22 protein-coding genes and 1 tRNA gene are annotated in these 23719 nt (G+C 61.7%); 10 read left to right on the forward strand and 13 right to left on the reverse strand.

The features are described from left to right. Nucleotides 1-9: 9 nt before the first annotated feature. The 4 genes from ACEWPJ_RS04570 to ACEWPJ_RS04585 form a co-directional block, all read right to left on the reverse strand. Nucleotides 10-645 carry a glutathione S-transferase family protein gene (locus tag ACEWPJ_RS04570; RefSeq protein WP_416511248.1) on the reverse strand — a complete coding sequence of 212 codons (636 nt, stop codon included), beginning with the start codon at nucleotides 643-645 and terminating at the stop codon, nucleotides 10-12. Between the two features lie 76 nt (nucleotides 646-721). After that, a complete protein-coding gene (locus ACEWPJ_RS04575) occupies nucleotides 722-2764 on the reverse strand; it encodes an acyl-CoA dehydrogenase C-terminal domain-containing protein (RefSeq protein ID WP_416511249.1) in 2043 nt (680 codons plus the stop codon). Between the two features lie 13 nt (nucleotides 2765-2777). Beyond that, nucleotides 2778-3182 (reverse strand): MerR family transcriptional regulator, encoded by a 405-nt coding sequence (locus ACEWPJ_RS04580; protein WP_416511251.1) that lies wholly within the window; start codon nucleotides 3180-3182, stop codon nucleotides 2778-2780. A gap of 234 nt (nucleotides 3183-3416) precedes the next feature. Continuing rightward, entirely contained in the window at nucleotides 3417-3821 is a 405-nt protein-coding gene (locus ACEWPJ_RS04585; protein WP_416511252.1) for a MerR family transcriptional regulator, read from the reverse strand. Nucleotides 3822-3954: 133 nt separating this feature from the next. On the opposite strand from ACEWPJ_RS04585, the gene ACEWPJ_RS04590 reads away from it, so the two are divergent. The 3 genes from ACEWPJ_RS04590 to ACEWPJ_RS04600 are packed head-to-tail and all read left to right on the forward strand — an operon-like array spanning nucleotide 3955 to nucleotide 6231. Next, nucleotides 3955-4401, forward strand: coding sequence for a PaaI family thioesterase (locus ACEWPJ_RS04590; RefSeq protein ID WP_416511254.1), 447 nt, complete (start codon nucleotides 3955-3957; stop codon nucleotides 4399-4401). Next, a complete protein-coding gene (locus ACEWPJ_RS04595) occupies nucleotides 4398-4904 on the forward strand; it encodes a PaaI family thioesterase (protein WP_416511255.1) in 507 nt (168 codons plus the stop codon). The genes ACEWPJ_RS04590 and ACEWPJ_RS04595 overlap by 4 nt, the downstream gene beginning before the upstream one ends. Then, nucleotides 4897-6231: an MATE family efflux transporter gene (locus ACEWPJ_RS04600; RefSeq protein ID WP_416511256.1), complete on the forward strand. Its 1335-nt coding sequence runs from the start codon at nucleotides 4897-4899 to the stop codon at nucleotides 6229-6231. Before ACEWPJ_RS04595 ends, ACEWPJ_RS04600 begins: the two co-directional genes overlap by 8 nt. Here the strand turns inward: ACEWPJ_RS04600 and arsC are convergent. From arsC to ACEWPJ_RS04615, 3 genes are read right to left on the reverse strand one after another with little or no spacing between them, the layout of a single operon-like run. Continuing rightward, nucleotides 6228-6569 carry an arsenate reductase (glutaredoxin) gene (gene arsC / locus ACEWPJ_RS04605; RefSeq protein WP_416511257.1) on the reverse strand — a complete coding sequence of 114 codons (342 nt, stop codon included), beginning with the start codon at nucleotides 6567-6569 and terminating at the stop codon, nucleotides 6228-6230. The genes ACEWPJ_RS04600 and arsC overlap by 4 nt on opposite strands. Next, a complete protein-coding gene (locus ACEWPJ_RS04610) occupies nucleotides 6566-7624 on the reverse strand; it encodes a quinone-dependent dihydroorotate dehydrogenase (protein ID WP_416511259.1) in 1059 nt (352 codons plus the stop codon). Before ACEWPJ_RS04610 ends, arsC begins: the two co-directional genes overlap by 4 nt. Next, nucleotides 7621-7959 carry a DUF952 domain-containing protein gene (locus ACEWPJ_RS04615; RefSeq protein ID WP_416511261.1) on the reverse strand — a complete coding sequence of 113 codons (339 nt, stop codon included), beginning with the start codon at nucleotides 7957-7959 and terminating at the stop codon, nucleotides 7621-7623. Before ACEWPJ_RS04615 ends, ACEWPJ_RS04610 begins: the two co-directional genes overlap by 4 nt. Nucleotides 7960-8110: 151 nt before the next feature. Here ACEWPJ_RS04615 and ACEWPJ_RS04620 point away from each other — a divergent pair, with 151 nt between their 5' ends. Further along, nucleotides 8111-9688 (forward strand): bifunctional metallophosphatase/5'-nucleotidase, encoded by a 1578-nt coding sequence (locus ACEWPJ_RS04620; protein ID WP_416511263.1) that lies wholly within the window; start codon nucleotides 8111-8113, stop codon nucleotides 9686-9688. A 63-nt stretch (nucleotides 9689-9751) separates the two neighbouring features. Here the strand turns inward: ACEWPJ_RS04620 and ACEWPJ_RS04625 are convergent, their stop codons facing one another. Further along, nucleotides 9752-12949, reverse strand: coding sequence for a valine--tRNA ligase (locus tag ACEWPJ_RS04625; RefSeq protein ID WP_416511265.1), 3198 nt, complete (start codon nucleotides 12947-12949; stop codon nucleotides 9752-9754). Between the two features lie 278 nt (nucleotides 12950-13227). Between ACEWPJ_RS04625 and ACEWPJ_RS04630 the strand changes: the two genes are divergently transcribed. Next, a complete protein-coding gene (locus ACEWPJ_RS04630; protein ID WP_416511266.1) occupies nucleotides 13228-14313 on the forward strand; it encodes a DUF2235 domain-containing protein in 1086 nt (361 codons plus the stop codon). Here the strand turns inward: ACEWPJ_RS04630 and metF are convergent. After that, the gene (gene metF, locus ACEWPJ_RS04635) at nucleotides 14310-15176 is read right to left on the reverse strand and encodes a methylenetetrahydrofolate reductase [NAD(P)H] (protein WP_416511267.1); all 867 of its coding nucleotides are present in this window, start codon (nucleotides 15174-15176) and stop codon (nucleotides 14310-14312) included. The genes ACEWPJ_RS04630 and metF overlap by 4 nt on opposite strands. A 98-nt stretch (nucleotides 15177-15274) precedes the next feature. Here metF and ACEWPJ_RS04640 point away from each other — a divergent pair, with 98 nt between their 5' ends. Together ACEWPJ_RS04640 and ACEWPJ_RS04645 are read left to right on the forward strand one after the other, a co-directional pair. Then, complete coding sequence (locus ACEWPJ_RS04640; RefSeq protein ID WP_416511269.1) at nucleotides 15275-16195, forward strand: LysR family transcriptional regulator; 921 nt, start codon at nucleotides 15275-15277, stop codon at nucleotides 16193-16195. Between the two features lie 327 nt (nucleotides 16196-16522). Continuing rightward, nucleotides 16523-17311, forward strand: a complete 789-nt coding sequence (locus ACEWPJ_RS04645) for an inositol monophosphatase family protein (protein WP_416511270.1) — start codon at nucleotides 16523-16525, stop codon at nucleotides 17309-17311. Here the strand turns inward: ACEWPJ_RS04645 and ACEWPJ_RS04650 are convergent. Genes ACEWPJ_RS04650 through putA form a run of 3 tightly spaced genes read right to left on the reverse strand, consistent with a single transcriptional unit; the run spans nucleotide 17308 to nucleotide 21895 of the window. Further along, the gene (locus tag ACEWPJ_RS04650; RefSeq protein WP_416511271.1) at nucleotides 17308-17670 is read right to left on the reverse strand and encodes a GFA family protein; all 363 of its coding nucleotides are present in this window, start codon (nucleotides 17668-17670) and stop codon (nucleotides 17308-17310) included. The genes ACEWPJ_RS04645 and ACEWPJ_RS04650 overlap by 4 nt on opposite strands. After that, nucleotides 17667-18413 (reverse strand): rhomboid family intramembrane serine protease, encoded by a 747-nt coding sequence (locus tag ACEWPJ_RS04655; RefSeq protein ID WP_416511273.1) that lies wholly within the window; start codon nucleotides 18411-18413, stop codon nucleotides 17667-17669. The genes ACEWPJ_RS04650 and ACEWPJ_RS04655 overlap by 4 nt, the downstream gene beginning before the upstream one ends. A gap of 35 nt (nucleotides 18414-18448) precedes the next feature. Further along, nucleotides 18449-21895, reverse strand: a complete 3447-nt coding sequence (gene putA / locus ACEWPJ_RS04660; RefSeq protein WP_416511274.1) for a bifunctional proline dehydrogenase/L-glutamate gamma-semialdehyde dehydrogenase PutA — start codon at nucleotides 21893-21895, stop codon at nucleotides 18449-18451. Between the two features lie 110 nt (nucleotides 21896-22005). Here putA and ACEWPJ_RS04665 point away from each other — a divergent pair, with 110 nt between their 5' ends. From ACEWPJ_RS04665 to ACEWPJ_RS04675, 3 genes are all read left to right on the forward strand, one after another. Next, nucleotides 22006-22476: an Lrp/AsnC family transcriptional regulator gene (locus ACEWPJ_RS04665; protein ID WP_416511276.1), complete on the forward strand. Its 471-nt coding sequence runs from the start codon at nucleotides 22006-22008 to the stop codon at nucleotides 22474-22476. 32 nt (nucleotides 22477-22508) lie between these two features. Next, entirely contained in the window at nucleotides 22509-23054 is a 546-nt protein-coding gene (locus tag ACEWPJ_RS04670) for a tetratricopeptide repeat protein (protein ID WP_416511278.1), read from the forward strand. 74 nt (nucleotides 23055-23128) lie between these two features. Next, nucleotides 23129-23216 (forward strand) — tRNA-Leu (locus tag ACEWPJ_RS04675). A gap of 14 nt (nucleotides 23217-23230) precedes the next feature. Here ACEWPJ_RS04675 and ACEWPJ_RS04680 read toward each other — a convergent pair. Then, nucleotides 23231-23683, reverse strand: a complete 453-nt coding sequence (locus ACEWPJ_RS04680) for a hypothetical protein (protein WP_416511280.1) — start codon at nucleotides 23681-23683, stop codon at nucleotides 23231-23233. Between the last annotated feature and the right edge of the window lie 36 nt (nucleotides 23684-23719).

A 23719-nucleotide genomic window follows, 5' to 3' on the forward strand; every position in this document is an offset into this window, starting at 1 on the left:
GTCCTTTCGTCATGCGCGGTCAGCGGGGCTGCCGGGCATCAGATCATAGGGCGGTTTCCAGCCGGGTAGAGCCGCGATGCGGTCAAGCCAGGCGTCTATGTTGGGGTAATCGGTACGGTTGAAGGTGAAATGCTCGGGGTAGAACAGGTATCCGCAGTTGGCGAGATCAGCGATGGTGACGTTTTCACCGACCAGCCAATCGCGGCCTTCAAGCCCCATATCCAGCACCTTCAATGCGGAGGCGAGGCGCATCGACATAAAGCCGATCACATCCGGGTTGCGTTTCGCTTCGGGCAGGAAGTTCATGTTGAACCGCAGCGGTCCGGCCATGCCTGAATTCTTGTGGTTGTCGAAAAACACCCAGCGCAGAATTTCGCGGCGTTCATTGGCGGACGTGCCCCCAAGCTTGCCGGTTTTGGAACTGACATAATCCTGGATGACCCCGGACTGGGACAGCGTGACATCGCCATCGACCATCACCGGCACTTCGCCCATGACGTTCAGCGCGCGAAACTCCGGCGTGCGGGTTTCGCCGTTGAAAAAGTCGACAAAGACCGGCTCCCACTCCGCGTCGGCAAGCTCAAGGGTCAGGGCGGCTTTGTAGGCGTTGCCGCTTTCTCCGAAACAGTGAAGTTTGATGGTCATGACGACGTGCTCCTGTTGGTTCTATTACCGCGATTGGGTGCGGATGGTATTCTTGGGTCTCCTAAGGAGCCGTCTGTCATTTCTTTCGCGCCTCAAGCTCTGAGTTGAACAGGCGTAGCCGATGCGTAAGGTTGTCGTGATCCGTCACGGAATTGAAATTCTCGAACAGGAACGACAGCGCTTCGCCCTCATCCAACCCGGCTTCGGCAGCGAAGCGGCGCAAGTTGCGGTAGCCGTCTTCGGTCATGGCGACCGGGAAACGGCGGGTCAGGCGAAGGCGTTTTGGCATCTCGTTCTCCTCTGAAAGCGTCGCCCGGACCTGCGCCCGGACAACGCAAGCTTGGAACGCTTCGGCGGGTAGGGCCATGACTGTCTCGGCCCCGGATTCAATCCGCGCGAGGTGCATCTTGGTCGCGGGCAGATGACGGGCCATGTAGTAGCGCCCGGTCGCCAGTTTTGACTCGTAAAACGCCGTATCAGACGCGCCATCGTTCAGCGCGGCCTGCGCCGCCTTGCCGATCCGCGCCCACATCAGCCCTAGGCAGACATGGCCGAACATGTGCATGAAGTCGTTAGAGCCGGACAGTGCCGCGTTTGGGTCTTTCATGCCGTTCTGCATGAAGAACATCCCTGCCGCCTGTAGGTCTTTCGACGCCGATTTCAGCGGTTCGAGGAAATCGGCCTTCAGCGCCTCATCGCCTTCGTTTTCCTTGATGAACGTCTTCACCATGTCAAAGAAGGCCATGACGTGCTTGCCGCCATCCTGCGCTAGTTTCCGCCCGACAAGGTCCAGCGCCTGAACGCCGTTCGCGCCTTCGTAGATCATCGCGATGCGGGCGTCGCGGACATATTGGCTCATCCCGTGTTCTTCGATGTAGCCGTGACCGCCGTAGACCTGTTGCGCCTGAACGGTCATGTCAAAGCCCATGTCGGTCAGGAAGCCCTTGATAACCGGGGTCATCAGGGAAACCAGCCCTTCCGCATCCTTGTCGTCCAGCTTGTGCCCGCGGTCGATCAGGTTCGCGCCCCAAAGCACGAAGGCCCGTGCACCTTCGATGAAACTTTTCTGGTCCATCAGGTTGCGGCGGATGTCGGGGTGGACGATCAGCGGGTCGGCGGGGCCATCCGGGTTCTTCGCACCGGTCACGTCGCGGCCCTGCAGTCGTTCATTCGCGTAGACGACGGCATTCTGATAGGCGGCAACGGCCTGAGCATAACCCTGAAGGCCGACACCCAGCCGCGCTTCGTTCATCATCGTGAACATCGCGCGCATGCCTTTGTGCTCTTCACCTAGCAGGTAGCCGGTCGCCTCGTCATAGTTCATCACGCAGGTCGCATTGCCGTGGATGCCCATCTTGTGTTCGATGTTGCCGACGGAAACACCGTTCCGTTCGCCAAGGCTGCCGTCGTCCTTCACGATGAACTTTGGCACGATGAACAGGCTGACGCCCTTGATGCCGTCCGGCCCGCCGGGAATTTTTGCCAGCACGAGATGAATGATGTTGTCCGCCAAATCGTGTTCGCCGGCAGAGATAAAGATTTTCTGCCCAGAAATCTTGTAGCTGCCGTCGCCCTGCGGTTCGGCCTTGGTCCGCATCAGGCCCAGATCGGTGCCGCAATGCGGCTCCGTCAGGTTCATGGTGCCGGTCCATTCGCAGCTGACCATCTTCGGCAGGTAGGTTTGCTTTTGCTCGTCCGTGCCGTGGGCGTGGATCGCGGAGTAGGCGCCGTGCGTCAGGCCCTGATACATGTTGAACGCCATGTTGGCCGAAACGAAAATCTCACCCACTGCGGTGTTCAGAATGTAGGGCATGCCTTGCCCGCCGTAGTCGGGATCGCAGTCGAGCGCGGTCCAGCCACCGTCCTTCATCTGCTGGAAGGCTTCCTTGAAGCCCTTGGGCGTGTAGACCACGCCGTTCTCAAGCCGGCAGCCTTCCTGATCGCCGGTTGCGTTCAGTGGTTCAAGAACGTCGGTCGCGATCTTGCCTGCCTCCTCCAGCACGGCAGAGGTGAAATCGGCCTCAAGTTCATCATATCCGGGAACATCGGACCCCGATACGTTCAGAACATCATGAAGCAGGAACTGAAGGTCCTTGTTCGGGGCTGTATAGGTTGTCATTGATGTTCCTCCCTTATGATTGTGCGGCGATCTTTCCGGCTTTCATTGAGGCGAGCATTTCCTCACCCCATTTCAGTTGTTCTTGAAGCTCTTTGATCGCACTGTTCAGCTCATCGCGCTGGCTGATCATGTCGGCTAGATGCTTCTGCGCAAGTTCATACGCGCGGGCGATCTGTGTTTGCCGCTTGTCGCCAAGGTCGTAAAGGTCAAGAAGCTGGCGAATTTCCTCCAGGCTGAAGCCAAAGCGCTTGCCTTGTAGGATCAGTTTCAGGCGCGCGCGGTCGCGGCGTGTGAACAGGCGGCGCTGGCCCTCGCGGACCGGCGAAAGAAGCTCTTTCGCTTCGTAAAAGCGGAGCGTGCGCGCAGTTACATCAAACGCGTCGCACATCTCCCGTATGGTCAGCACGTCATTCGGCATGGGTCGTCCTTGTGTCCCGAATCAAATCATTTCCTGAGACATAGGTGCTCGTTGACGTTGACGTAAACGAAACGTCACGTCACTTTGTTTGTTCGCCAGTTCCGCGCCGGGTCGGGATCGGGGGTGTTGGCGACAGCAAGGGCGTAACCTTCTGACTAAACGCCGAATATCTCAGCCTCAGATCGCCGAAATCGTCTGCTTTTGCACAGCTTGCCCGCCTTTGCGAAAACCGGCCTAGTCGATCAAATCCGCTGTATTGTCGCGCAGTTCCTGCAACTCCCGGATGCTTTCGGAGAGTTCTTCCTGCTGGCTTTTCAGCGCTTCCAGTTGCCGATCGGCCAGCTTCATCCACGCTTTCAGCTGCACTTGCGTGCCTTCGGTTTCGTAAATCTCAAGCCACTGGCGGATTTCTTCCAGACTGAACCCGAACCGGCGGCCACGCAGGATCAGAACCATCCGCGCAAGCTCTCGCGGGCCATAAAATCGGCTGCGGCCTTCTTTTTCGGGCGATAGCAGTTCAATGTATTCGTAATACCGCAGCGTGCGGGGCGTCACATCGAAACGTGCGCACATCTCTTTGAAATTAATTCGTGTGTCGTCGGATGTCTTGGACATGCTTCGTCGATCCAGGATTTTCATTCAACCTAAAAGCTTTGCGATGAAGTTGCAATTCCGCACAACTTTACCGTGCGCCGAAAACCCTTGGCGCAAAGTTAGTGCTTGCGGGCGGGTGGAGGAGGGCCAATAAATCCGGGCAGAGGAAAGGACCACGATGGCCGATAAGACGCTGGAACTCGCGAAAAGCTTTATTCAGGCGCTGCCCCATTCCAAGGCGCTCGGCATGAAGCTGGAAGAGATCGGGGACGGCGTTGCCGTGATCGCGATGGAATATGACGAACGGTTCGTCGGCGATCCCCGCACCGGTGTGATCCACGGCGGCGCTGTTTCCGCGTTGATGGACACCTGCGGCGGTGCCGCGGTGATGAGCCATCCGTCAAAACCATCCGCGACCGCCACGCTCGACCTGCGCATCGACTATATGCGGCCCGCGACGCCCGGCCAACGGATCGTGGCGCGGGCGGAATGCTACCACGTCACTCGGAGCGTCGTCTTTGTGCGTGCAACGGCGGTGGATGACGATAGCGACCGGCCTGTCGCGTCTGCCACCGGAGCGTTCACGATTGAGCGCGCGCAGAAACCGAAGGGGGAAAAGGCATGAAACAGCGGCCCGATCCCGTCACCGTCGTCAAGAACCGCCGCGACAGCGCGCTGAGGTCACTTGTCGCCGGTGTTCCATATCTCGGCTATCTCGGCATTCACTTCGACCGGCGGGGCGATGAGTTGACGGCGGTTCTGCCGTTCGATGAAAAGCTGATCGGGAACCCGATGCTGCCCGCGATCCACGGCGGCGTGACGGCTGCGTTCCTTGAGTCGACTGCGGTGATCGAACTGAGCTGGTCGATGCTCTGGGACCAGATCGAAACCGGCGAACTTCAGGCAGCCGAGGCGGAGTCGGACCCTCTGCCGCTGCTGCCGAAGACCATCGACTTCACGGTGGACTATCTTCGCTCCGGCTTGCCGCGGGATGCCTATGCCCGCGCTCGTGTCAATCGGTCCGGGCGGCGCTATGCCAGCGTCCACGTTGAGGCATGGCAGGACAATCGTTCCCGCCTGTTTGCGCAGGCCACCGGGCATTTCCTGATGCCGCAAAGGGATGATTGAGGCCGCAACACCGACTGCATCGCTGACCCACAGGCGCGTTCTTCAGATCGCGCTGCCTATCGTCTTGTCAAACGCAACCGTGCCCATTCTGGGGGCCGTCGATACTGGCGTCGTCGGGCAATTGGGCGAAGCGGCCCCCATCGGCGCGGTCGGCATCGGCGCGGTCATCCTGTCGACGCTTTACTGGATCTTCGGCTTCCTGCGGATGGGGACGACCGGCCTTGTCGCGCAGGCGCGCGGCGCGGGTGAGAGCGCGGAAACCGGCGCGTTGTTGATGCGCGGCCTGATGCTCGGCGCGCTTGGCGGTGTGTTGTTCATCACGGCGCAAGTCGCGATCTTCGCCGGGGCTTTCGCAATCTCCCCCGCCAGTGCAGAGGTCGAAACCCTCGCCCGGCAATATATGGCGATCCGTATCTGGGGCGCACCTGCGGCCATTGCGCTTTACGCCCTGACCGGCTGGCTGATCGCGATGGAGCGGACGCGCGGGGTTCTGGTGCTTCAGCTTTGGATGAATGGCCTGAATATCGGGTTGGACCTGTTGTTCGTGCTCGGGTTCGGCTGGGGCGTCGAAGGGGTCGCAGTTGCGACGCTCATGGCGGAATGGAGCGGGCTGCTGGTAGGGCTTTGGCTGTGCCGCGTCGCGTTCGCCGGCAATCAATGGCGCGACTGGCCGCGCGTGTTCGATCCGGTCCGGCTGAAACGGATGCTGGCGGTCAACGCCGACATCATGGTGCGGTCCGTCCTGCTAACGCTGTCCTTCACGACGTTCCTGTTTCTGGCCGCTGACCTTGGTGACGTGACGCTCGCCGCCAATCAAGTGCTGGTGCAGTTTCTTGAGATCACGGCCTTCGCGCTCGATGGTTTCGCGTTCTCGGCCGAGGCGTTGGTCGGCGGCGCGGTGGGGGCAGGGCGGCGCGATGACGTGCGGCGCGCGGCGATCCTGACCTCGCAATGGGGTGTAGGCGGCGCGGTCATCCTTGGCGTGGCGTTCTACCTGTCGGGCGGCGTGTTGATCGACGTGATGGCCACCGCGCCCGAGGTCCGCGAGGCCGCGCGCGAATACCTGATCTGGGTCGCAATCGCCCCAAGCCTAGGCATCGCAAGCTGGATGCTCGACGGCATCTATTTCGGCGCGACGTGGACGCGGGAAATGCGCTGGTCGATGATCATTTCGGTGATCGTCTATGTCATCGCGCTGGCGGTGATGCTGCCGGTGTGGGGCAATCATGGGCTATGGGGCGCGTTGATCGTGTTCAACCTCGCGCGCGGGCTCACGCTCGGCGTTCAGTATCCGGGGCTTGAGGCGAAAGTCGGCGTGCGCCCCTAGAGGATGTCGAGCACCGCCTCCGGCGGACGCCCCAGCGCAGCCTTGCCATTCGCAAGAACAATTGGCCGTTCGATCAGCGCGGGATGTGCGACCATCGCGTCGATCAGTCGGGTATCGTCGTCATCGACGGACAGCCCAAGATCACGGAACAAGCCGTCCTTGACGCGCATGATCTTCGCGGGCGAGACGCCAAGCAGGGCGAGCACGGCGCGGATTTCGTCGGCGGTCGGCGGATCGGTCTGGTAGAGCTTGACTGTTGGCGTGACGCCGCTCTCCTCAAGTAGCGCGAGCGTTTGCCGCGATTTTGAGCATCTAGGGTTATGCCAAATTTCGATCACAACCAGTCCTTTCGTTCTGTTCCGACAGCGTCCGCTACGGTCGCGAAACCGTCGGCGGCAAGCCGTTCGTCCAGTCCTTTGACGATGCGTTCGACCAGCGAAAGCCCCTCATACACCATTGCGGAATAAAGCTGCACCGCGCTCGCCCCCGCCTTCACCTTGGCATAGGCCTGTTCGGCTGAGTCGACCCCGCCGACCCCGATCAGTGGTATCTCGCCCTCCGTAAGATCGCTAAGCTGCGCGACGAGGCGGGTCGATTTCTCAAACAGCGGGGCACCGGACAGGCCGCCAGCCTCATCCGCCGCCGGGGATTTCAACCCATCGCGTGATAGCGTGGTGTTGGTCGCGATGATCCCATTGATCCCGGATTTCGTCGCGACCTCTGCGATTTCGGACAACTCGGACCCATCCAAATCCGGCGCGATCTTCAGAAAGACGGGGATCGGCGTCGGCAACTCCGCCCTCACCGCGATGACGCGCGACAACAGCGCGTGCAGCGCTTCCGCTCCTTGCAAATCGCGCAGGCGTTCGGTGTTGGGGGAGGAGACGTTGACCGTCGCAAAATCCAGCGACGCCCCACAATGGGCGAGGACGCGGGCGAAATCTTCTGCCCGATTGTCGCTATCCTTGTTCGCGCCAAGGTTCAGCCCGACGATGCCGGAGCTGTCGCGGCGCGATAGACGTGCGCCGATCGCTTCCATCCCGTCATTATTGAAACCGAACCGGTTGATAACCGCCCGATCCTCGCGCAGCCGAAACAGACGCGGGCGCGGGTTGCCGGGCTGTGGGCGCGGGGTGGCTGCGCCCACTTCGACAAAGCCGAAACCCGCTTGGGTCAGCGGCCCGACCACATCGGCGTTTTTGTCGTATCCCGCGGCAAGGCCCAGCGGATTGGGCAGATCAAGCCCAGCCAGATTTGTTTTCAGGCGCGGAGAGGTTATGAGCCCCGGCAGCGGAACCAGCCCCGCCTTCAGCGCTTTGATCGACAGGCCATGCGCCCGCTCCGGGTCCAAAAGGTGCAGCGCGGCGAGGCCCGCGCGTTCGCGCAGGCTCATGTCATCTCCGGCGGGAAGTCGTGGCCATTTTCCCCGCGGGGAAGGGGCTTTACCCAGACAATATCGGCGCGTTCCAGTGGGCGGTATAGGTGCGGGAACAACGCGCCACCGCGCGACGGCTCCCACTTCAGCGCATCGCCTGCGGCCTCTGGATCGACCGCGACAAGGGTTAGGTCAGCCTCACCCGCAAAGTGCTTTGCCGCAGTCTCCGCCGCCTGTTCCGCCGTTGAAAAGTGGATGAAGCCATCCTGCACATCGATCGGTGCCCCGTCCGTCTGACCCGCGCTGTCAAAGGCGGCCCATTCGGCGTCTCGGAATATCTTGTAAATCAGCATGTCGCTGGAATGCCTTTTGCCGCCCGCCCGGTCAAGCGCACATCGTTCACCGGGATGTCACAAGCCGACGTTAGGTCAGCCTTGGCGCGTGGGCTTTGACTCTGCGCACGCATGTCGTCAATCTGGTCTGGTCCAATAACAGGGGGCTTCGATGCTTAAAAGATTCCTTTCAACGGCGGGGGCGCTTGCACTGACTGCGGGTGCTGCATCTGCCGACTATTCACTGACAATCCTGCACACCAACGACTTCCACGCCCGGTTTGAGCCGATATCGAAATACGATTCGGGCTGCTCTGCCGAGGATAACGACGCCGGCGAATGCTTTGGCGGCTCCGCCCGGCTTGTTACCGCGATCGAAGAGGCGCGCGGCCGCACGAACAACGCGATCCTCGTCGATGGCGGCGATCAGTTCCAAGGCACGTTGTTCTACACCTACTACAAGGGCGCCGCGGCGGCCGAAATGATGAACCAGATGGCCTATGACGCGATGACCGTGGGCAACCACGAATTCGACGACGGCCCCGAGGTTCTGCGCGGTTTTGTTGACTCCGTCGACTTTCCGATCCTGATGTCGAACGCGGATTATTCGGCTGAGCCGCTGATCGCCGATGCCATCCAGAAATCGGTGGTGATCGAGCGCGGTGGCGAAAAGCTGGGCCTGATCGGCCTGACACCGCAAGACACGGATGAGCTTGCCTCGCCCGGCCCGAACGTGGTGTTCACCGACCCCGTTGGCGCTGTCCAGCAAGAGGTGGACCGCCTGACCGAAGAGGGTGTGAACAAGATCATCGTCCTGTCGCATTCGGGCTATGACGTCGATCAGCGGGTGGCTGCGGAAACGACCGGCGTTGACGTGATCGTCGGGGGTCATTCCAACACGCTACTATCGAATGAGAATGAGGGTGCGTCGGGCCCGTATCCGACAATGGTCGGCGACACCGCAATCGTTCAGGCCTATGCCTACGGCAAGTTTCTGGGTGAGCTGAACGTCACGTTCGACGACGAAGGTGTCATCACCGAAGCCGTGGGGGAGCCGCTTATCCTCGATGGCAATGTCGCTGAAAACGACGGCGTCAAAGCGCGTATCGCTGAACTGGCCGAACCGCTTGAAGAAATCCGCAACAAGGTCGTCGCCGAAACGGCAGAGGCTGTCGAAGGCAACCGCGATGTGTGCCGCGTGCAGGAATGTCAGATGGGCAACCTCGTCGCGGATGCGATGCTTGACCGGGTCAAGGATCAGGGCGTATCGATTGCGATTGCGAACTCCGGCGGCCTGCGTGCCTCAATCGACGCGGGCGAGGTGACGATGGGCGAGGTGCTGACGGTGCTTCCGTTCCAGAACACGCTTTCGACCTTTGAAGCAAAGGGCCAAACCGTGATCGACGCACTCGAAAACGGGGTGAGCCAGGTGGAAGAGGTCAAGGGGCGTTTCCCGCAGGTTGCTGGCCTCAAGTTCACATGGGATCCGTCCGTTGCGCCGAACGAAGGCCGCGTGACCGAAGTCATGGTGCAGGACGGCGAAAACTGGGTGCCGATTGATCCTGAAGCGACCTATGCGGTTGTGACGAACAACTACGTTCGCAACGGCGGGGACGGCTATGATATGTTCGAGACCGACGGCATGAACGCCTATGATTTCGGCCCCGATCTGGCCGATGTCACGGCGGAATATCTGGCCGAGCAGGGGGCTTACACGCCCTATACGGACGGCCGTATCAGCCAGCAATAAAAGGGCGAAGGGGCGCGCTGACCGGTGCGCCCCTTCCCTCATTTCAGGCGGTGATCGTTGCCGCTATCCCAGCTCTGCAAGCCGCGCCAGGGCGGATTTCAGTTTCGCCTCTTCCTCCTCACGCGCGGCGAGGTTTTCGCGGGTTTCCTCAACCACTTCGGGCGGCGCGCTTTCGGCGAATTTCGGGTTGTTCAGACGCCCGCGCAACCCGCCGAGTTCCTTGTTGAGCTTCTGCAAGCTCTTCTCCAACCGTGTTTTTTCTTCATCAATATCAATGACATCAGCAAGTGGTAGGGCAAAGGTGCCGCCTTCGACTGCGACGGTGATCGACCCTTTCGGAAGCTCGCTCGCGTGGGTCAAGGTGTCGATCCGTGCCAGCTTGAAAATCAGCGCCTCGTTGCGGTCAAGCGCGGCTTGGCCATCGGCGCTAAGCTCCTGACAAACCATCGGAATTTTCAACCCCGCCGGAACATGCACCTGCGCGCGGGCAGAGCGGATTCCCTCGATCAAGCTGATCACCCAGTTCATCTCTCGATCCGCATTTTCGTCAACAAGATCAGCGGTTTGGTAGGTCGGCCAGTCGGCGTGGATCAGCATCTTGGACCGCTCCGCCAGCCCGCCCCACAATTCTTCGGTGATATAGGGCATGATCGGGTGCAGAAGGATCAGGCACTGGTCGATCACCCACGCCATTGTTTCGCGGGTTTCTGCAACGATATCAGCATCTTCGCTGTTCAGTAGCGGCTTTGAGAATTCGACATACCAGTCGCAGACCTTGCCCCAGGTGAAAACGTAAAGCGCGTTCGCCGCGTCATTGAAGCGGAAGTTATCAAGCGCGGCGTCGACCTCTTCGCGGACCTTCGCGGTCTCGCCGATGATCCATCTGTTTACCGTCTGCTTTGCGTGCACAGGCTGTGCATACGATGTGCATACGTTTTTGCCGTCATAGGCGCCGTTCATTTCCGCAAACCGGGCGGCGTTCCACAGCTTCGTGCCGAAGTTCCGGTAGCCCGCGATGCGCTGGGTCGACAGTTTCAGGTCGCGCCCCATCGCCGCCATCGCGGTCAGGGTGAAGCGCACCGCGTCCGCCCCGTATTCGTCGATCAGTTCCAGGGGGTCGAGCACGTTGCCGAGCGATTTCGACATCTTCTTGCCCTTCTCGTCGCGGACGAGCGCGTGGACGTAAACCGTATCGAAAGGTTTCTGATCTACGACCGCATATTGCATCATCATCATCCGGGCGACCCAGAAGAAGATGATGTCGAACCCCGTAATCAGGACGGAGGTGGGGAAGTATTTCTGCAGCTCGGGCGTCTGCTCCGGCCAGCCGAGTGTGCCGATGGGCCACAGGCCGGACGAAAACCAGGTGTCGAGCACGTCGGGATCGCGCCAGACCGGGAAGACCAGCTTGGTCGGGTCTTGCGTGACGTTGTATTCGGCCAGCCCGGCGGCGAACTGGTGAATCGCCTCGTGCTTGTCGGCGACCTCGATCACCGTTGCGTGGCTAATCGGGTCGGGAATGTCCTGATTGTCGCCGACGAAGGCATCCTTGACGCTTTCGAAATCGGGGGCGCAATGCATGACTTCGCCCTCGTGCAGCATCCCGCCGTCCAGCAGCAGGCCGAGGATCTCGATCTCGTCCAGGTCGCCGTCGCTGTCGACCTCGCGGTCGGTTCCAAGGTCCAACCCATACCAGACCGGCACCTGGTGCCCCCACCAAAGCTGGCGGGAAATGCACCACGGCTCGATATTCTCAAGCCAGTGGAAATAGACCTTGCGGTCGGAGTCCGGCAGCACGTCGGTGCCGCCATTCGCCTTGCCCTTCTTCACGGCCTCGATCGCCGGGCCGACGATCTTTTCGGCGTCGACGAACCACTGGTCGGTCAGCATCGGTTCGATGATGACCTTCGACCGGTCGCCGTAGGGGGCCATGATCTTCTTGTTCTCGACAAGGGGGATCAGGTGTGGCCCCGGCTCGGGGGCCGGGGCGTTGGCGGAGGCCGGGGCGTTGGCCGCGCCACCCTCATCCCCGCCCCGGACTTGCTCCGGGGCCTCGACCATCACCGCAAGACCTTCGCCGGTGATCTGCGCGACAACCTTCTTGCGCGCCTCGAACCGGTCGAGGCCGCGCAGGTCGTCGGGGACGAGGTTCAGCGTGTCGATCTCGCCCGCGGTGAAGCCGGCACCGTTCGCGATTTCCTGCGCGCGGGCGGCGCATGTCGCGTAATCCGCGCCGTCGTCGCGCATTGCGCCCTTGGTGTCCATCAGGCGATACATCGGGATGTTGCCGCGCTTTGCGACCTCGTAGTCGTTGAAGTCATGCGCGCCGGTGATCTTCACCGCGCCCGAGCCGAAATCCGGGTCGGGGTATTCATCGGTGATGATCGGGATCATCCGGCGGTGTTCCTTTGGGCCGACCGGAATTTCGCAGAGTTTTCCGACGATTGGCGCATACCGTTCATCCGAGGGATGCACCGCAACCGCGCCATCCCCCAGCATGGTTTCAGGCCGGGTCGTGGCGATTGAGATATAGTCGCGCTCCTCCTCAAGCACGACGTTCCCGTTCTCGTCCTTCTCGACATAGGTGTAGGTTTCGCCGTTCTGAAGCGGGTATTTGAAGTGCCACATGTGGCCGTCGACCTCGATATTCTCGACTTCGAGGTCGGAAATCGCGGTTTCGAAATGCGGGTCCCAGTTCACCAGCCGCTTGCCGCGATAGATGATCCCCTTGTGATACATGTCCACGAAAACCTTGATGACGGCATCGTGGAAATCGGGGCTGTTTTCATGGCCGACATGGGTGTCGCCGGGGGCGCCCGCCATGGTGAAGGCGTTGCGCGACCAGTCGCAGGTCGCGCCGAGGCGCTTCAGCTGTTCGATGATCGTGCCGCCGGATTTCTCCTTCTGCTTCCAGACGAGACCGGTGAATTCCTCGCGGCTCATGTCGGTGCGGCGGCGGTTGGATTTCGCGAGTTCCCGCTCGACAACCATCTGGGTCGCGATCCCCGCGTGGTCCTGCCCCGGCTGCCACAGCGTGTCAAAGCCGCGCATCCGGTGCCAGCGCACGAGGATATCCTGCAGCGTGTTGTTGAAGGCGTGACCCATATGCAGGCTGCCGGTCACGTTCGGGGGCGGGATCATGATGCAGAAGGTCTCCTCGCGCGAGGCGTTCGCGCCCGCCCTGAAGGCGCCGGAGTCCTCCCATTTCGCGTAGAGCCGCGGTTCGGCCTCGGCTGCATCAAAGGTCTTTTCCATCGCCATCTGGATCGCGTCCTGCTGTCGGAGTGAGGTTCGGCACTGCCTTAGCGAAACCGCGCCGGAAGGGCAACAGATCGCGCGCGGCCGGTTTCATCTTGCCAAAAATACTCGATCCCCGGGCATGGACACGCGGTCAGGCCCGATACAGTATGATAGCGGGTGAAGCCGGGGTTCCGGTGGTGCGGCCGCTCGCGTGGTTGTCACGGCAAGTTGCGTGGACGCGTCCGGAGTGAAGGTTGAATATGCGGGTATGACACGGGCGAAACGACAGCGGGGCCATCATGCGGTTTCTTAAGCGGATCGGGGCGTGGCTGGGCCTGTCCCCCGGCGCGAGCCAGTCGCCGCCGCAACCGCGCCGCGGCCGGGTCGATCACGTGGTTCTGCTGGATGGCACCATGTCTTCGCTGACGCCGGGGTGCGAAACCAATGTCGGGCTGACCTACAAGCTGCTGTCCGAAGTCGCCCCGGCGCAACACCTGTCGCTGCGGTATGAGGCGGGCATCCAATGGCGGCAATGGCGCAATACGCTCGACGTGATCCAGGGCGCCGGGATCAACCGCCAGATCCGCCGCGCCTATGGCTTCATCGCATCGCGCTACCGCCCCGGCGACCGCATCTTCCTGTTCGGCTATTCGCGGGGGGCCTATGCCGTCCGTTCGCTCGCCGGGGTGATCGACCGGGTCGGCCTGCTGCGCGCCGATCAGGCGACGGAGCGCAATATCACCACCGCCTACCGCCACTACCGCTGTGCGCCCGACACGGAAGCGGCAGCGGAGTTCAGGAAACTCTATTGCCACCCGAATGTTGAGATTGAGATGGTCGGCATCTGGGATTCCGTCAAGGCGCTCGGGTTTCGTGCGCCGCTGATCTGGAAGTTCTTTGAACGCTCGCATGCGTTCCACAACCACCAGCTTGGCCAGTCGATCCGGCATGGCTATCACGCGCTGGCCATTGATGAGACGCGCGTGGCCTATGAGCCTGTGCTGTGGAATTGCCCGCCGGACTGGGACGGCGAGGTGCAGCAGATGTGGTTCCGGGGCTGTCACGGCGACATCGGCGGGCAACTTGGCGGGCATGAGGCGAGCCGACCGCTCGCCAATATTCCGCTGGTCTGGATACTGGAAAAGGCCGAGGGCTGCGACCTGACCCTGCCTGAAGACTGGCGCGCGCGGTTCCCGATGGATGTCAACGCGCCCTCGGTCGGGACAACGAAGGGATGGGGCAAGCTGTTTTTGGCGCGCCGCAAACGGATGATCGGTCAGGATCGATCCGAAGCGATCCACGAAAGCGCCCACGGCCACCGCACGGGTGCACGGCTCGCGCGCAGCAACCTGTTTCCGTGGCAGGAATTGCCCGAAGGCTACTAGGCGACCTTCTCCAGCGTCACCTCGGGCTGAATGCCAAGCGCATGGCACACATCGCGGGTCAGGCCGGGGCGGTTCAGGGTGTAGAAGTGCAAATCCTCGACCCCGCCATCGAGCAGTTTCGAACAAAGCTCTGTGCACAGCGCAATCGCCAGCAGGTCCGACCGATCGTCGCGCTCGGCTTTTTCAAAGGCATGATGCGCCCAATCGGGGATGTAGGCACCGCAGGCGTCGGCGAACTTCTTGGTGCCCGCCCAGCTGTGGATCGGCAGGATGCCCGGAATGATCGGCGCGTCGATCCCGGCCTTTTCGCAGGCGTCGCGGAAGCGAAAGAACGTATCCGCCTCAAAAAAGAACTGCGTGATGGCCGAGGATGCCCCGGCGTCGATCTTGCGCTTCAGCCAGTCGATATCCTGGGTGCGGGTCAGCGCCTCGGGGTGGGGTTCGGGATAGGCACCGACGCGGATGTTGAAATCTCCGGCCTCGGCCAGTGCTTCGATCAGTTCGCAGCTATTGGCGAACCCGTCGGGGTGGGGGGTAAAACTATCCGCGCCGTTCGGGGCGTCGCCGCGCAGGGCCACGATGTCTTTCACGCCTGCCTTCGCATAGCGCCGCGCAATGTCGAGCGTTTCGGCGCGGGACGCATCCACACAGGTCAGGTGCGCCGCGACGTTCAGCCCGGTATGCGCGCCGATCGTCGTGACCGCATCATGGGTCAGATCACGGGTTGTGCCACCAGCACCATAGGTGACGGACACGAATTTCGGCGCAAGCGGGGAGAGCGCATGCACCGTATCCCAAAGGCGAAACGACCCTTCGAGGGATTTGGGGGGGAAGAACTCGAAAGAGATATTGGGCGTGTTCATCATCTAATCCTATGCTGGCGGCTTGCAGCAGATGTCCCACGCGCGTAAAGATGAAGCAAATTCATAATTCTCAACATCAATATGAGGCTGGTTCACAAATGCACTTGGAGTTTCGCCACCTGCGCGCGATCAAGGCGATCCATGACGCAGGCGGTCTGGGGCGGGCCGCGGATATCCTGCACATCACGCAATCGGCGCTGAGCCATCAGATCAAAGGCTTGGAGGATCAGGCGGGGGTGGAGCTGTTCGCCCGACGTTCAAAACCGCTGAAACTGTCGGCGGCGGGGCTGCGTTTGCTGCGGCTGGCCGAGAAAATCCTGCCAGAGATCGAAGCCACTGAAGAGGAATTTCGCGGGCTTCTGTCCGGTAAATCCGGGCGGCTGCATATCGCCATCGAATGCCACGCCTGTTTTGAATGGCTGTTCCCGGTGCTTGAGGAATTTCGCAAGGCGTGGCCCGATGTGGATGTCGACATCCGCCCCGGCCTCGCCTTCGGCGCGCTGCCCGCGCTTCAGCGGGAGGAGGTCGATCTGGTCGTCTCTTCCGACCCGGAAAAGCTCGCCGGAGTTGAATTCGCGCCGCTGTTTGACTATGAGCCTGTGTTTGTCGCGTCCTCCCAGCACCCGCTGGCGCAAAAAACGTTCATAGAGGCCGGGGATTTCCGTGGCGAAACGCTGATTACCTATCCGGTGGACCGATCCCGCCTAGACGTGTTCACGCAGCTTCTGACCCCCGCGAAGGTCGAACCCGATGCGATCCGCCAAGTCGAACTGACCGCGGTGATCTTGCTGCTTGTCGCATCGAACCGGGGGGTGTCGGTGCTGCCCGACTGGGTGGTGCGCGAGGTGCGTTATAGTTCGGACTACGTCACGCGGCCGATCACCAAGGGCGGGCTGACACGACGACTCTACGCCGCGACGCGAAGCGAGGACGCGGCGCTGCCGTTCATGTCCCACCTCATCCGGTTGGCGCGGTCGATTCCCGTGAAGCTGCAACGCGGTGAACAGATCGACGCATGATGAGGGGCTGCGCCCCACGATTTATCCTCGCCGCGATGCGGCTCAGGCATGAGTATTTTTGGCAAGATGAAACGGGCGGTCGTTTGGCAACCAACAATTAAGGTTACTGTCCCAAGGTGCATGTGCGGAACAGGCTGGAGAGCCGATGGCCGCGCAAGGTGAAACTCTAGTTCTCTGGTGTGTCATCGGGGCAAGATGCGGCGTTTGTTTCATCTTGCCCCAAATACTCGCGCCGCAGGCACAAAACTCTTTGGCGACTTTCGCTGCCCCTCTTGGCAATCCCTGATCGTGGGCGTATACGCGCGGGCTGACAAAGGAGCCCCCGGTATGCAAGGCAGTGCCAATCTAAACGTGATGATCAAGGCCGCGCGAAAAGCGGGGCGGTCGCTGACCAAAGACTTCCGCGAGGTCGAGAACCTTCAGGTGTCGATGAAGGGGGCGGGCGATTTCGTCAGCCGGGCGGATATCGCCGCGGAAAAGATCATTCGCGAAGAGCTGATGGAAGCGCGCCCGACCTATGGCTGGCTTGCCGAGGAGGGGGGCGAGGCCGAGGGCAAGGACCCGACCCGGCGCTGGATCGTCGATCCGCTGGATGGCACCACGAACTTCTTGCACGGGCTGCCCCATTGGGCGGTGTCCATCGCGCTTGAGCATAAGGGCGAGATCGTCGCCGGCGTCGTCTTTGACCCGGCGAAGGACGAGATGTTCTTTGCCGAGAAGGGCGCGGGCGCGTGGATGAACGAAAGCCGCCTTCGGGTGTCCGGGCGCAACAAGATGATCGAATCGATCTTTGCGACAGGCCTGCCGTTTGGCGGGCGGTCTGACTTGCCCGAGACATTGAAAGAGCTTGCGAAGCTGATGCCAGCCTGCGCCGGTGTGCGGCGCTGGGGGTCGGCGGCGCTTGACCTCGCCTATGTCGCGGCGGGGCGGTATGATGGATACTGGGAACGCCGTCTGAACGCCTGGGATCTGGCCGCCGGGCTGTTGATCGTGCGCGAGGCGGGCGGCTTGGCAGAGCCGTTGCGCGTTGGCAAGCATATCCTTGAGGACGGCGAAATCCTCTGCGCGAACGAAGCGATTTTCGATCAGTTCAGCAAAGCGGTGCGCAGCGCCTAATCCTTGGCGTCTGAGGGGTGATTGACCCCGTCTGACCACGGTATATCGCCCAAATCGCGCGGGTTCACACCTTCAATCGCCGCGACATTCACTCCGTATTCGTTTGGGTTCGACCGCCGCTGGTGGTGGGTATAGATACCGCAGGTCTTACAGAAATAGTGCTTCGCCGTGCCGGTGCCCCATGTGTAACGGGTCAGGTTGTCTTCGCCCTTCACAATGCGCAGATCGTCCAGATCGACGGTCACGGCGGCGGCACCCCGGCGGCGACAAAAGGAACAATCGCAGCGCCCGGCTTCGGTCAATGGTTCGTTCGGTGTCACGTCAAGTTCGACGGCACCGCAGTGGCAGGTCAGTTTCATCGACGTCTCTTTACTTTGGGAATTCCGGATTTTGTGACGGTGTATTCCGCTTCGGGGTGGGGCGGGTGGCCTTCGGTGCGGTCCCAGAACTCTGTCCCGCCGCGTTTTTTCCAAGCGGGCAACATCAGTGCAAAACCGATCAGGAAGCCGCCCGCGTGTGCCCAATAGGCGACGCCTGAGCCTGCGACGTCTGACGTGACGCCACTGACAAGCTGGAAGGCGAACCACAGGCCAAGCATGATCCACGCCGGGACCGGGATGATTTTGAAGAATACGATGAAGATGAACAGGATATCGACCTTCGCCTTTGGAAACAGCAGAAGATAGCCGCCCATCACGCCTGCAATCGCTCCGGATGCGCCGACCACGGGGACGAGCGACGCGGGATCGGCCATCACCTGCGCAAGGCTCGCCGCGATACCGGCGGCGAGGTAGAAGGCGGCGAAGCCGAAATGGCCAAGCTCATCCTCCATATTGTCGCCGAAAATCCACAGGAACAGCATGTTGCCGCCAAGGTGCAGGACGCCGCCATGCAGGAACATCGAGGTAATCAGCGTCACGGGCTTTTCGCCGGTGGTGATCAGGCCGGGGGTCATCGCCCAGTCGTGGTAGAACCACGCCAGCTTCATCGGCTGGTCCATCAGGCCCCAATAGCTGATGAAAATCCCGATATTGAGTGCCATGATCGCCCAGGTGACATAGGGCGTCCGGTTCGACGGGTTATGATCGCGGATCGGGAACATGGGCGCAGCTTGCCCATGTTCCCGCCAAGGTCAAGTCAGCTATCGCCCACTTCGGCCAGCAGCGCGGCGTTCCCGCCCGCCGCCGTGGTGTCGACGCAGACGTGCCGTTCAAGCAGAACGCGGGCGATGTCGATCTCTCCGCAGATCAGGGGCAGGATCGCGCCGTCGCGCTGGGCGAGCGCTTGGGCATAGGCGCGGGCGGTCGCGTCGTCGCCCCAGAACGCCGCGCCGGAAAACCCGGCGAGAGTGCTGAGGGCGTCGGGGGCTAGGCCATCCGCCTCAACCGCGTAACCGCCGAGGCTGCGGACGGTTTCAGCCTGCAAGCGCGCCGCTTCCTGACCGGGGCCGAGGCACAGGACGGGCGCGCGGGGCGACAGGCCAAGCTGGTTCGATTCACCCGTTGGTCCCGGCAGGGTGATCTTGCGCAAGGGCTGGTCGCTGATCTGGGCGGCGTCCAGCAGTTTTTGGACACGGGCGGCATCGGCCTTGCTGGTTCTCTCGCCGCCTGAAGCCGGCGGTTCGCTGCGGGTAAAACGGGGCAGGTAGTGCGGGCCACCCGCCTTTGGTCCGGTGCCGGAAAGTCCTTCGCCCCCAAAGGGTTGAGAGCCGACAATCGCACCGATCTGGTTGCGATTGACGTAGATATTGCCCGCGTGGAGCCGTTCGACGATGTGCTGCACACGGTCGTCGATGCGGGTGTGCAGGCCGAAGGTCAGGCCGTAACCGGTGGCATTGATGGTTTCGATGACCTTGTCGATCTCTTGCGATTTGAAGGTCGCGATGTGAAGGACGGGGCCGAAGATTTCACGTTCCATCTCTGCGATGGAGCTTACGCGGATCGCGACGGGCGGCACGAAATGACCGGCCCCCGGCACCGCGATTTCCTTGAGGACACGGCCATCGGCGCGGGCCTTGGCGATGTAATCGTCAATATCGGCTTTCGCCTCTGCGTCGATGACGGGACCAACGTCGGTGGCGTATTCCCACGGCTGGCCAAGCTTCAGTTCGTCCATCGCGCCGAACAGCATCGTCTTGAAGCTGTCGGCGATGTCTTCCTGAACGTAAAGGCAACGGAGGGCGGAGCAGCGCTGGCCAGCCGACTGGAAGGCGCTTTCGATAATGCTTTGCACGGCCTGTTCGGGCAGGGCGGTCGAATCCACGATCATCGCGTTCAGGCCGCCGGTTTCCGCGATCAGCGGCGCGGCGGGGTCGAGGTTGTCGGCCATCGCCCGGCGAATGATCTGCGCGGTTTCGGTGGAGCCGGTGAAGGCGACACCCTTGATCCGTGGGTCAGAGGTCAGCGCGGCCCCGACGGTCGGGCCATCGCCCGGCAGCAGTTGCAGAACCTCGCGCGGGACGCCGGCCTCGTGCAGCAGCTTGACAGCGAAGGTGGCGATCAGCGGAGTTTGTTCTGCCGGTTTCGCAAGAACGCCGTTGCCAGCGGCAAGGGCCGCCGCGACCTGGCCGGAAAAGATGGCCAGCGGGAAGTTCCACGGGGAAATACAGGTGAAGAGGCCAGCGGGCGGGTTTGTCAGCCCTTCGGCCTCATTCGCGTAGTAGCGCAGGAAATCGACCGCTTCGCGCAGTTCGCCCACGCAGTCAATCTGGATCTTCCCGGCCTCGCGGCTGAGGATTGCGAAAAGCTCTCCGAAATGCGCTTCGTATAGGTCGGCGGCGCGGCGCAGGATGTCGCCGCGGGTTTTGGCGTCCGCGTTCCATTGGGTTGCGGCGGACAAGGCCGTTTCGACGTCCGCAGAGGTTGCCCAGCGCACCGTTCCGACCTGATCTGTCGGGTTGGCGGGGTTCAGGATGGGCTCGGATTTGCCCTTGTCCGCCTTGCCCGCGATCAGCGGTTCGGCGGTGAACTGCGCCGTCTTGTGGGGGTTCCGTGCGGCGTCTATCGCGTCGATATCCGGGCCGTGAGACAGATCCCAGCCCTGGGAATTCTTGCGCCCGTCAAACAGGTCCGGTCCCTTGCGCACCACGGGGTTCGCGGGGGCGTCGAGGTAGCCTTCGACCTCGACGAAGGGGTCGGCGGCGACGACTTCTGGCGGCACGTCTTCGTCAACGATCTGGTTCACGAAACTGCTGTTCGCGCCGTTTTCGAGCAGGCGACGGACGAGGTAGGCGAGCAGATCGCGGTGTTCGCCAACGGGCGCGTAGATGCGGCAGCGGGTCTGGTTTTCGGCCATCACGATGTCATGCAGCCGTTCCCCCATCCCGTGCAGGCGCTGGAATTCGTAGGCGCGCGGATCGTCGGCCATGTCGAGAACGGCGGCGACCGTATGGGCGTTGTGCGTGGCGAATTGCGGATAAATGCGGTCGGTCATGCCAAGCAGCTTGCGGGCGTTCGCGATGTAGCTGACATCGGTTGACGCTTTGCGCGTGAAGACCGGGAAACCTTCCATCCCCTCGACCTGCGCGAGCTTGATTTCTGTGTCCCAGTAGGCGCCTTTCACCAGACGCACCATGAAGCGGCGATCAAGCTTCTCGGCCAGCGCGTAAATCCAGTCGATCGCGTCGCCGGTGCGGGGGCCGAAGGCCTGCACGACGATGCCGAACCCGTCCCAGCCTTTCAGCGCGCTGTCGGACAGCACGGCTTCGATGACGTCAAGGGAAAGGGCAAGCCTGTCAGCCTCTTCCGCGTCGATGTTGAAGCCCATGCCGGCGGATTTCGCGAGTTGGGCGAGCGACCGAACGCGGGGGACGAGTTCGTCCATCACGCGATCTTTCTGGGCAACCTCGTAACGTGGATGCAGGGCGGACAGCTTGACCGAAATCCCCGGATTTTCGCGGATGTCGGACGAATTGCACGCCGCCGCAATCGCGGAAATCGCGCGGGAATAGGACAGGTGGTAGCGGCGCGCGTCGGCATCGGTGCGGGCGGCTTCGCCAAGCATGTCGTAGGAATAGGTGTAACCCTTCGCCTCCATCCCCTCGGCGCGCTTCATCGCGGACTGGATGGTTTCACCCAGCACGAATTGGCGCCCCATCTCGCGCATCGCGCGGGACACCGCGGCGCGGATCACAGGTTCGCCCAGCCGCTTTACCGCCCCGTGCAGATGGCGTGCGACGCCGGGGTTTTCGTCGTCCAGCACCTTACCCGTCAGCATCAGCGCCCAGGTGGAGGCATTGACGAGCGAGGAGGAGGAATGCCCAAGGTGCTTGCCCCAATCGGACGGCGCGATCTTGTCTTCGATCAGCGCGTCGATGGTGTCGGCATCGGGAACACGCAGCAGCGCTTCGGCAAGGCACATCAGCGCGATGCCTTCGTCGGTCGACAGGCCGTATTCGGCAAGGAAGACCTCCATCAAGCCGGGCTTTGCAGATTGGCGAATGCTGCGCACAAGCTCTGCCGCTTTTGCCGCGATCCGGGCGCGATCCTCTGCCGACAGGTTCGCGCGGTCGATCAGTTCGACCAGTTTGTCGTGTTCGTCTGCATATGTGTTGGCTTCGAGCCGCGCGTAGATATCTGGCAGCATGGTGGTCCTCCTTACGATAGACTATGATACCAGCTAGAGAGTTTCCGTTTCGCCTGAAGATGTGCAAATGGCAGGCGATACGACTGAATTTATGGCTATGGAGCGGCGAAATGGACGATCTGACGCTCGACCGGTTCGACAATGCGATTCTGAACCAGCTTGCGGGCGACGGGCGGGTTAGCATGACCGAACTTGCGCGCCGCATCGGGCTGACGAAATCGCCCACGCAGGCGCGGGTCAGACGGCTGGAAGAGTTGGGCGTCATCAAGGGATACCGCGCCATGCTGGACCCGATCCGGCTGGGTCTGGACCACGTGGCTTTTGTCGAAGTGCGCCTGTCCGACACCCGCGAAGCCGCGCTTGCCGCGTTCAACAAGGCCGTCGTGCAGGTGCCTGAGATTGAGGAATGTCACATGCTCGCCGCGAATTTCGACTATCTGCTGAAGGTTCGCGCCCGCGACATGCGCAGCTATCGCGCTGTATTGGCTGAGAAAATATCCTCACTGCCGTATGTGTCCGGCACCTCGACCTTTGTGGCGATGCAGGCGGTCAAGGAAATCGGTCTCTCAGATGTGAGTTGACGGGCGGGCGGTTGATGCAGGACGATTTCGCCATGCGACTGATGATCATTGCCCTGGCCCTTGCCGCCCCCGCCGTTGCGTTTGCCGACACTTGCCCTGACGTGCCTGAACGGGGCGCCCGGTATGACGCGTTGATGAAGGGCGTGCGCACCGCGCCGAATGAAAACGCCGCGCGGCAAATCAGCAATGAACTGTGGGAGATTTGGGCGAACGCCCCAGACACTCGCGCCCAAGCGCTGCTGGATGAAGGAATGCAGCGCCGCGCCGGGTTCGATTTCGATGGCGCGATCATCGCGTTTGATGCGTTGGTCGAGTACTGCCCCGATTATGCCGAGGGCTACAATCAACGCGCCTTCGTCAATTTTATCCGTGGAGAATATGCGCTGGCGCTGGATGACCTCGACCTCGCGCTTGAACGTGATCCGGTCCATATCGCGGCGCTGTCGGGGCGGGCGCTGACCTTGATGGGCATGGGCCAGATGGATGACGGGCAGGACCAGTTGCGCGCGGCGCTTGAACTGAACCCATGGCTGCCGGAACGCAATATGCTGGTTGAACCTGCGGGCGACGATATCTGACCCGAGGGGCGGCCCGAAAATTGGCCGAACACCGCCTTTACACCCCCCATACAACCGCTATTGTCGCGCCGCCCGCCCGCGTGGTGGAATGGTAGACACAGGGGACTTAAAATCCCTAGGCCGTAACAGGCCGTGCCGGTTCGAGTCCGGCCGCGGGTACCAAACGGGCTGTTCTGTCAGGACGCTTCGCGCCAGCGCCGCCAAAGGGTGGCGGCCCCTGCAATGGCCAAATTCGCGACGGTAAATGCGGCGGCGAGGATGACGAACAGTTTGAGCCACGCGACCAGCGCTTCGCCAAATGCCATCCCTGATTCAACGCCTGTGACCGCAAAGATTGCGGCGAAAGAGGCGATGGTCAGCCCGGATTCAAGCCGTTCCGGCGACAGGCCGGTCATCCGGTGCAATATCCGGCGGTTTGAAGCCCAGCCGAGTGACAAAAGCACCGGAATCCAGATCATCAGCGCGACGAAATCGCGGTTCGATTCAAACGACCGACCGCCGTAACCCGCGACAAACACGGCGAAAATGACAATGGCGATTGGCAGAAACAGCACGAATGCCGACAGCAGCATGAACTTCACCATGCTGGCGTCGTGGCTTTGCGGTGGTTTCTGGCTTTGATCCGTCATTCCGGCAGGTTAGCCGGAAATTCTGACCAAATAATG

It is taken from the genome of Aliiroseovarius sp. YM-037 (assembly GCF_048060095.1).
Lineage (GTDB): Bacteria > Pseudomonadota > Alphaproteobacteria > Rhodobacterales > Rhodobacteraceae > JBLUOA01.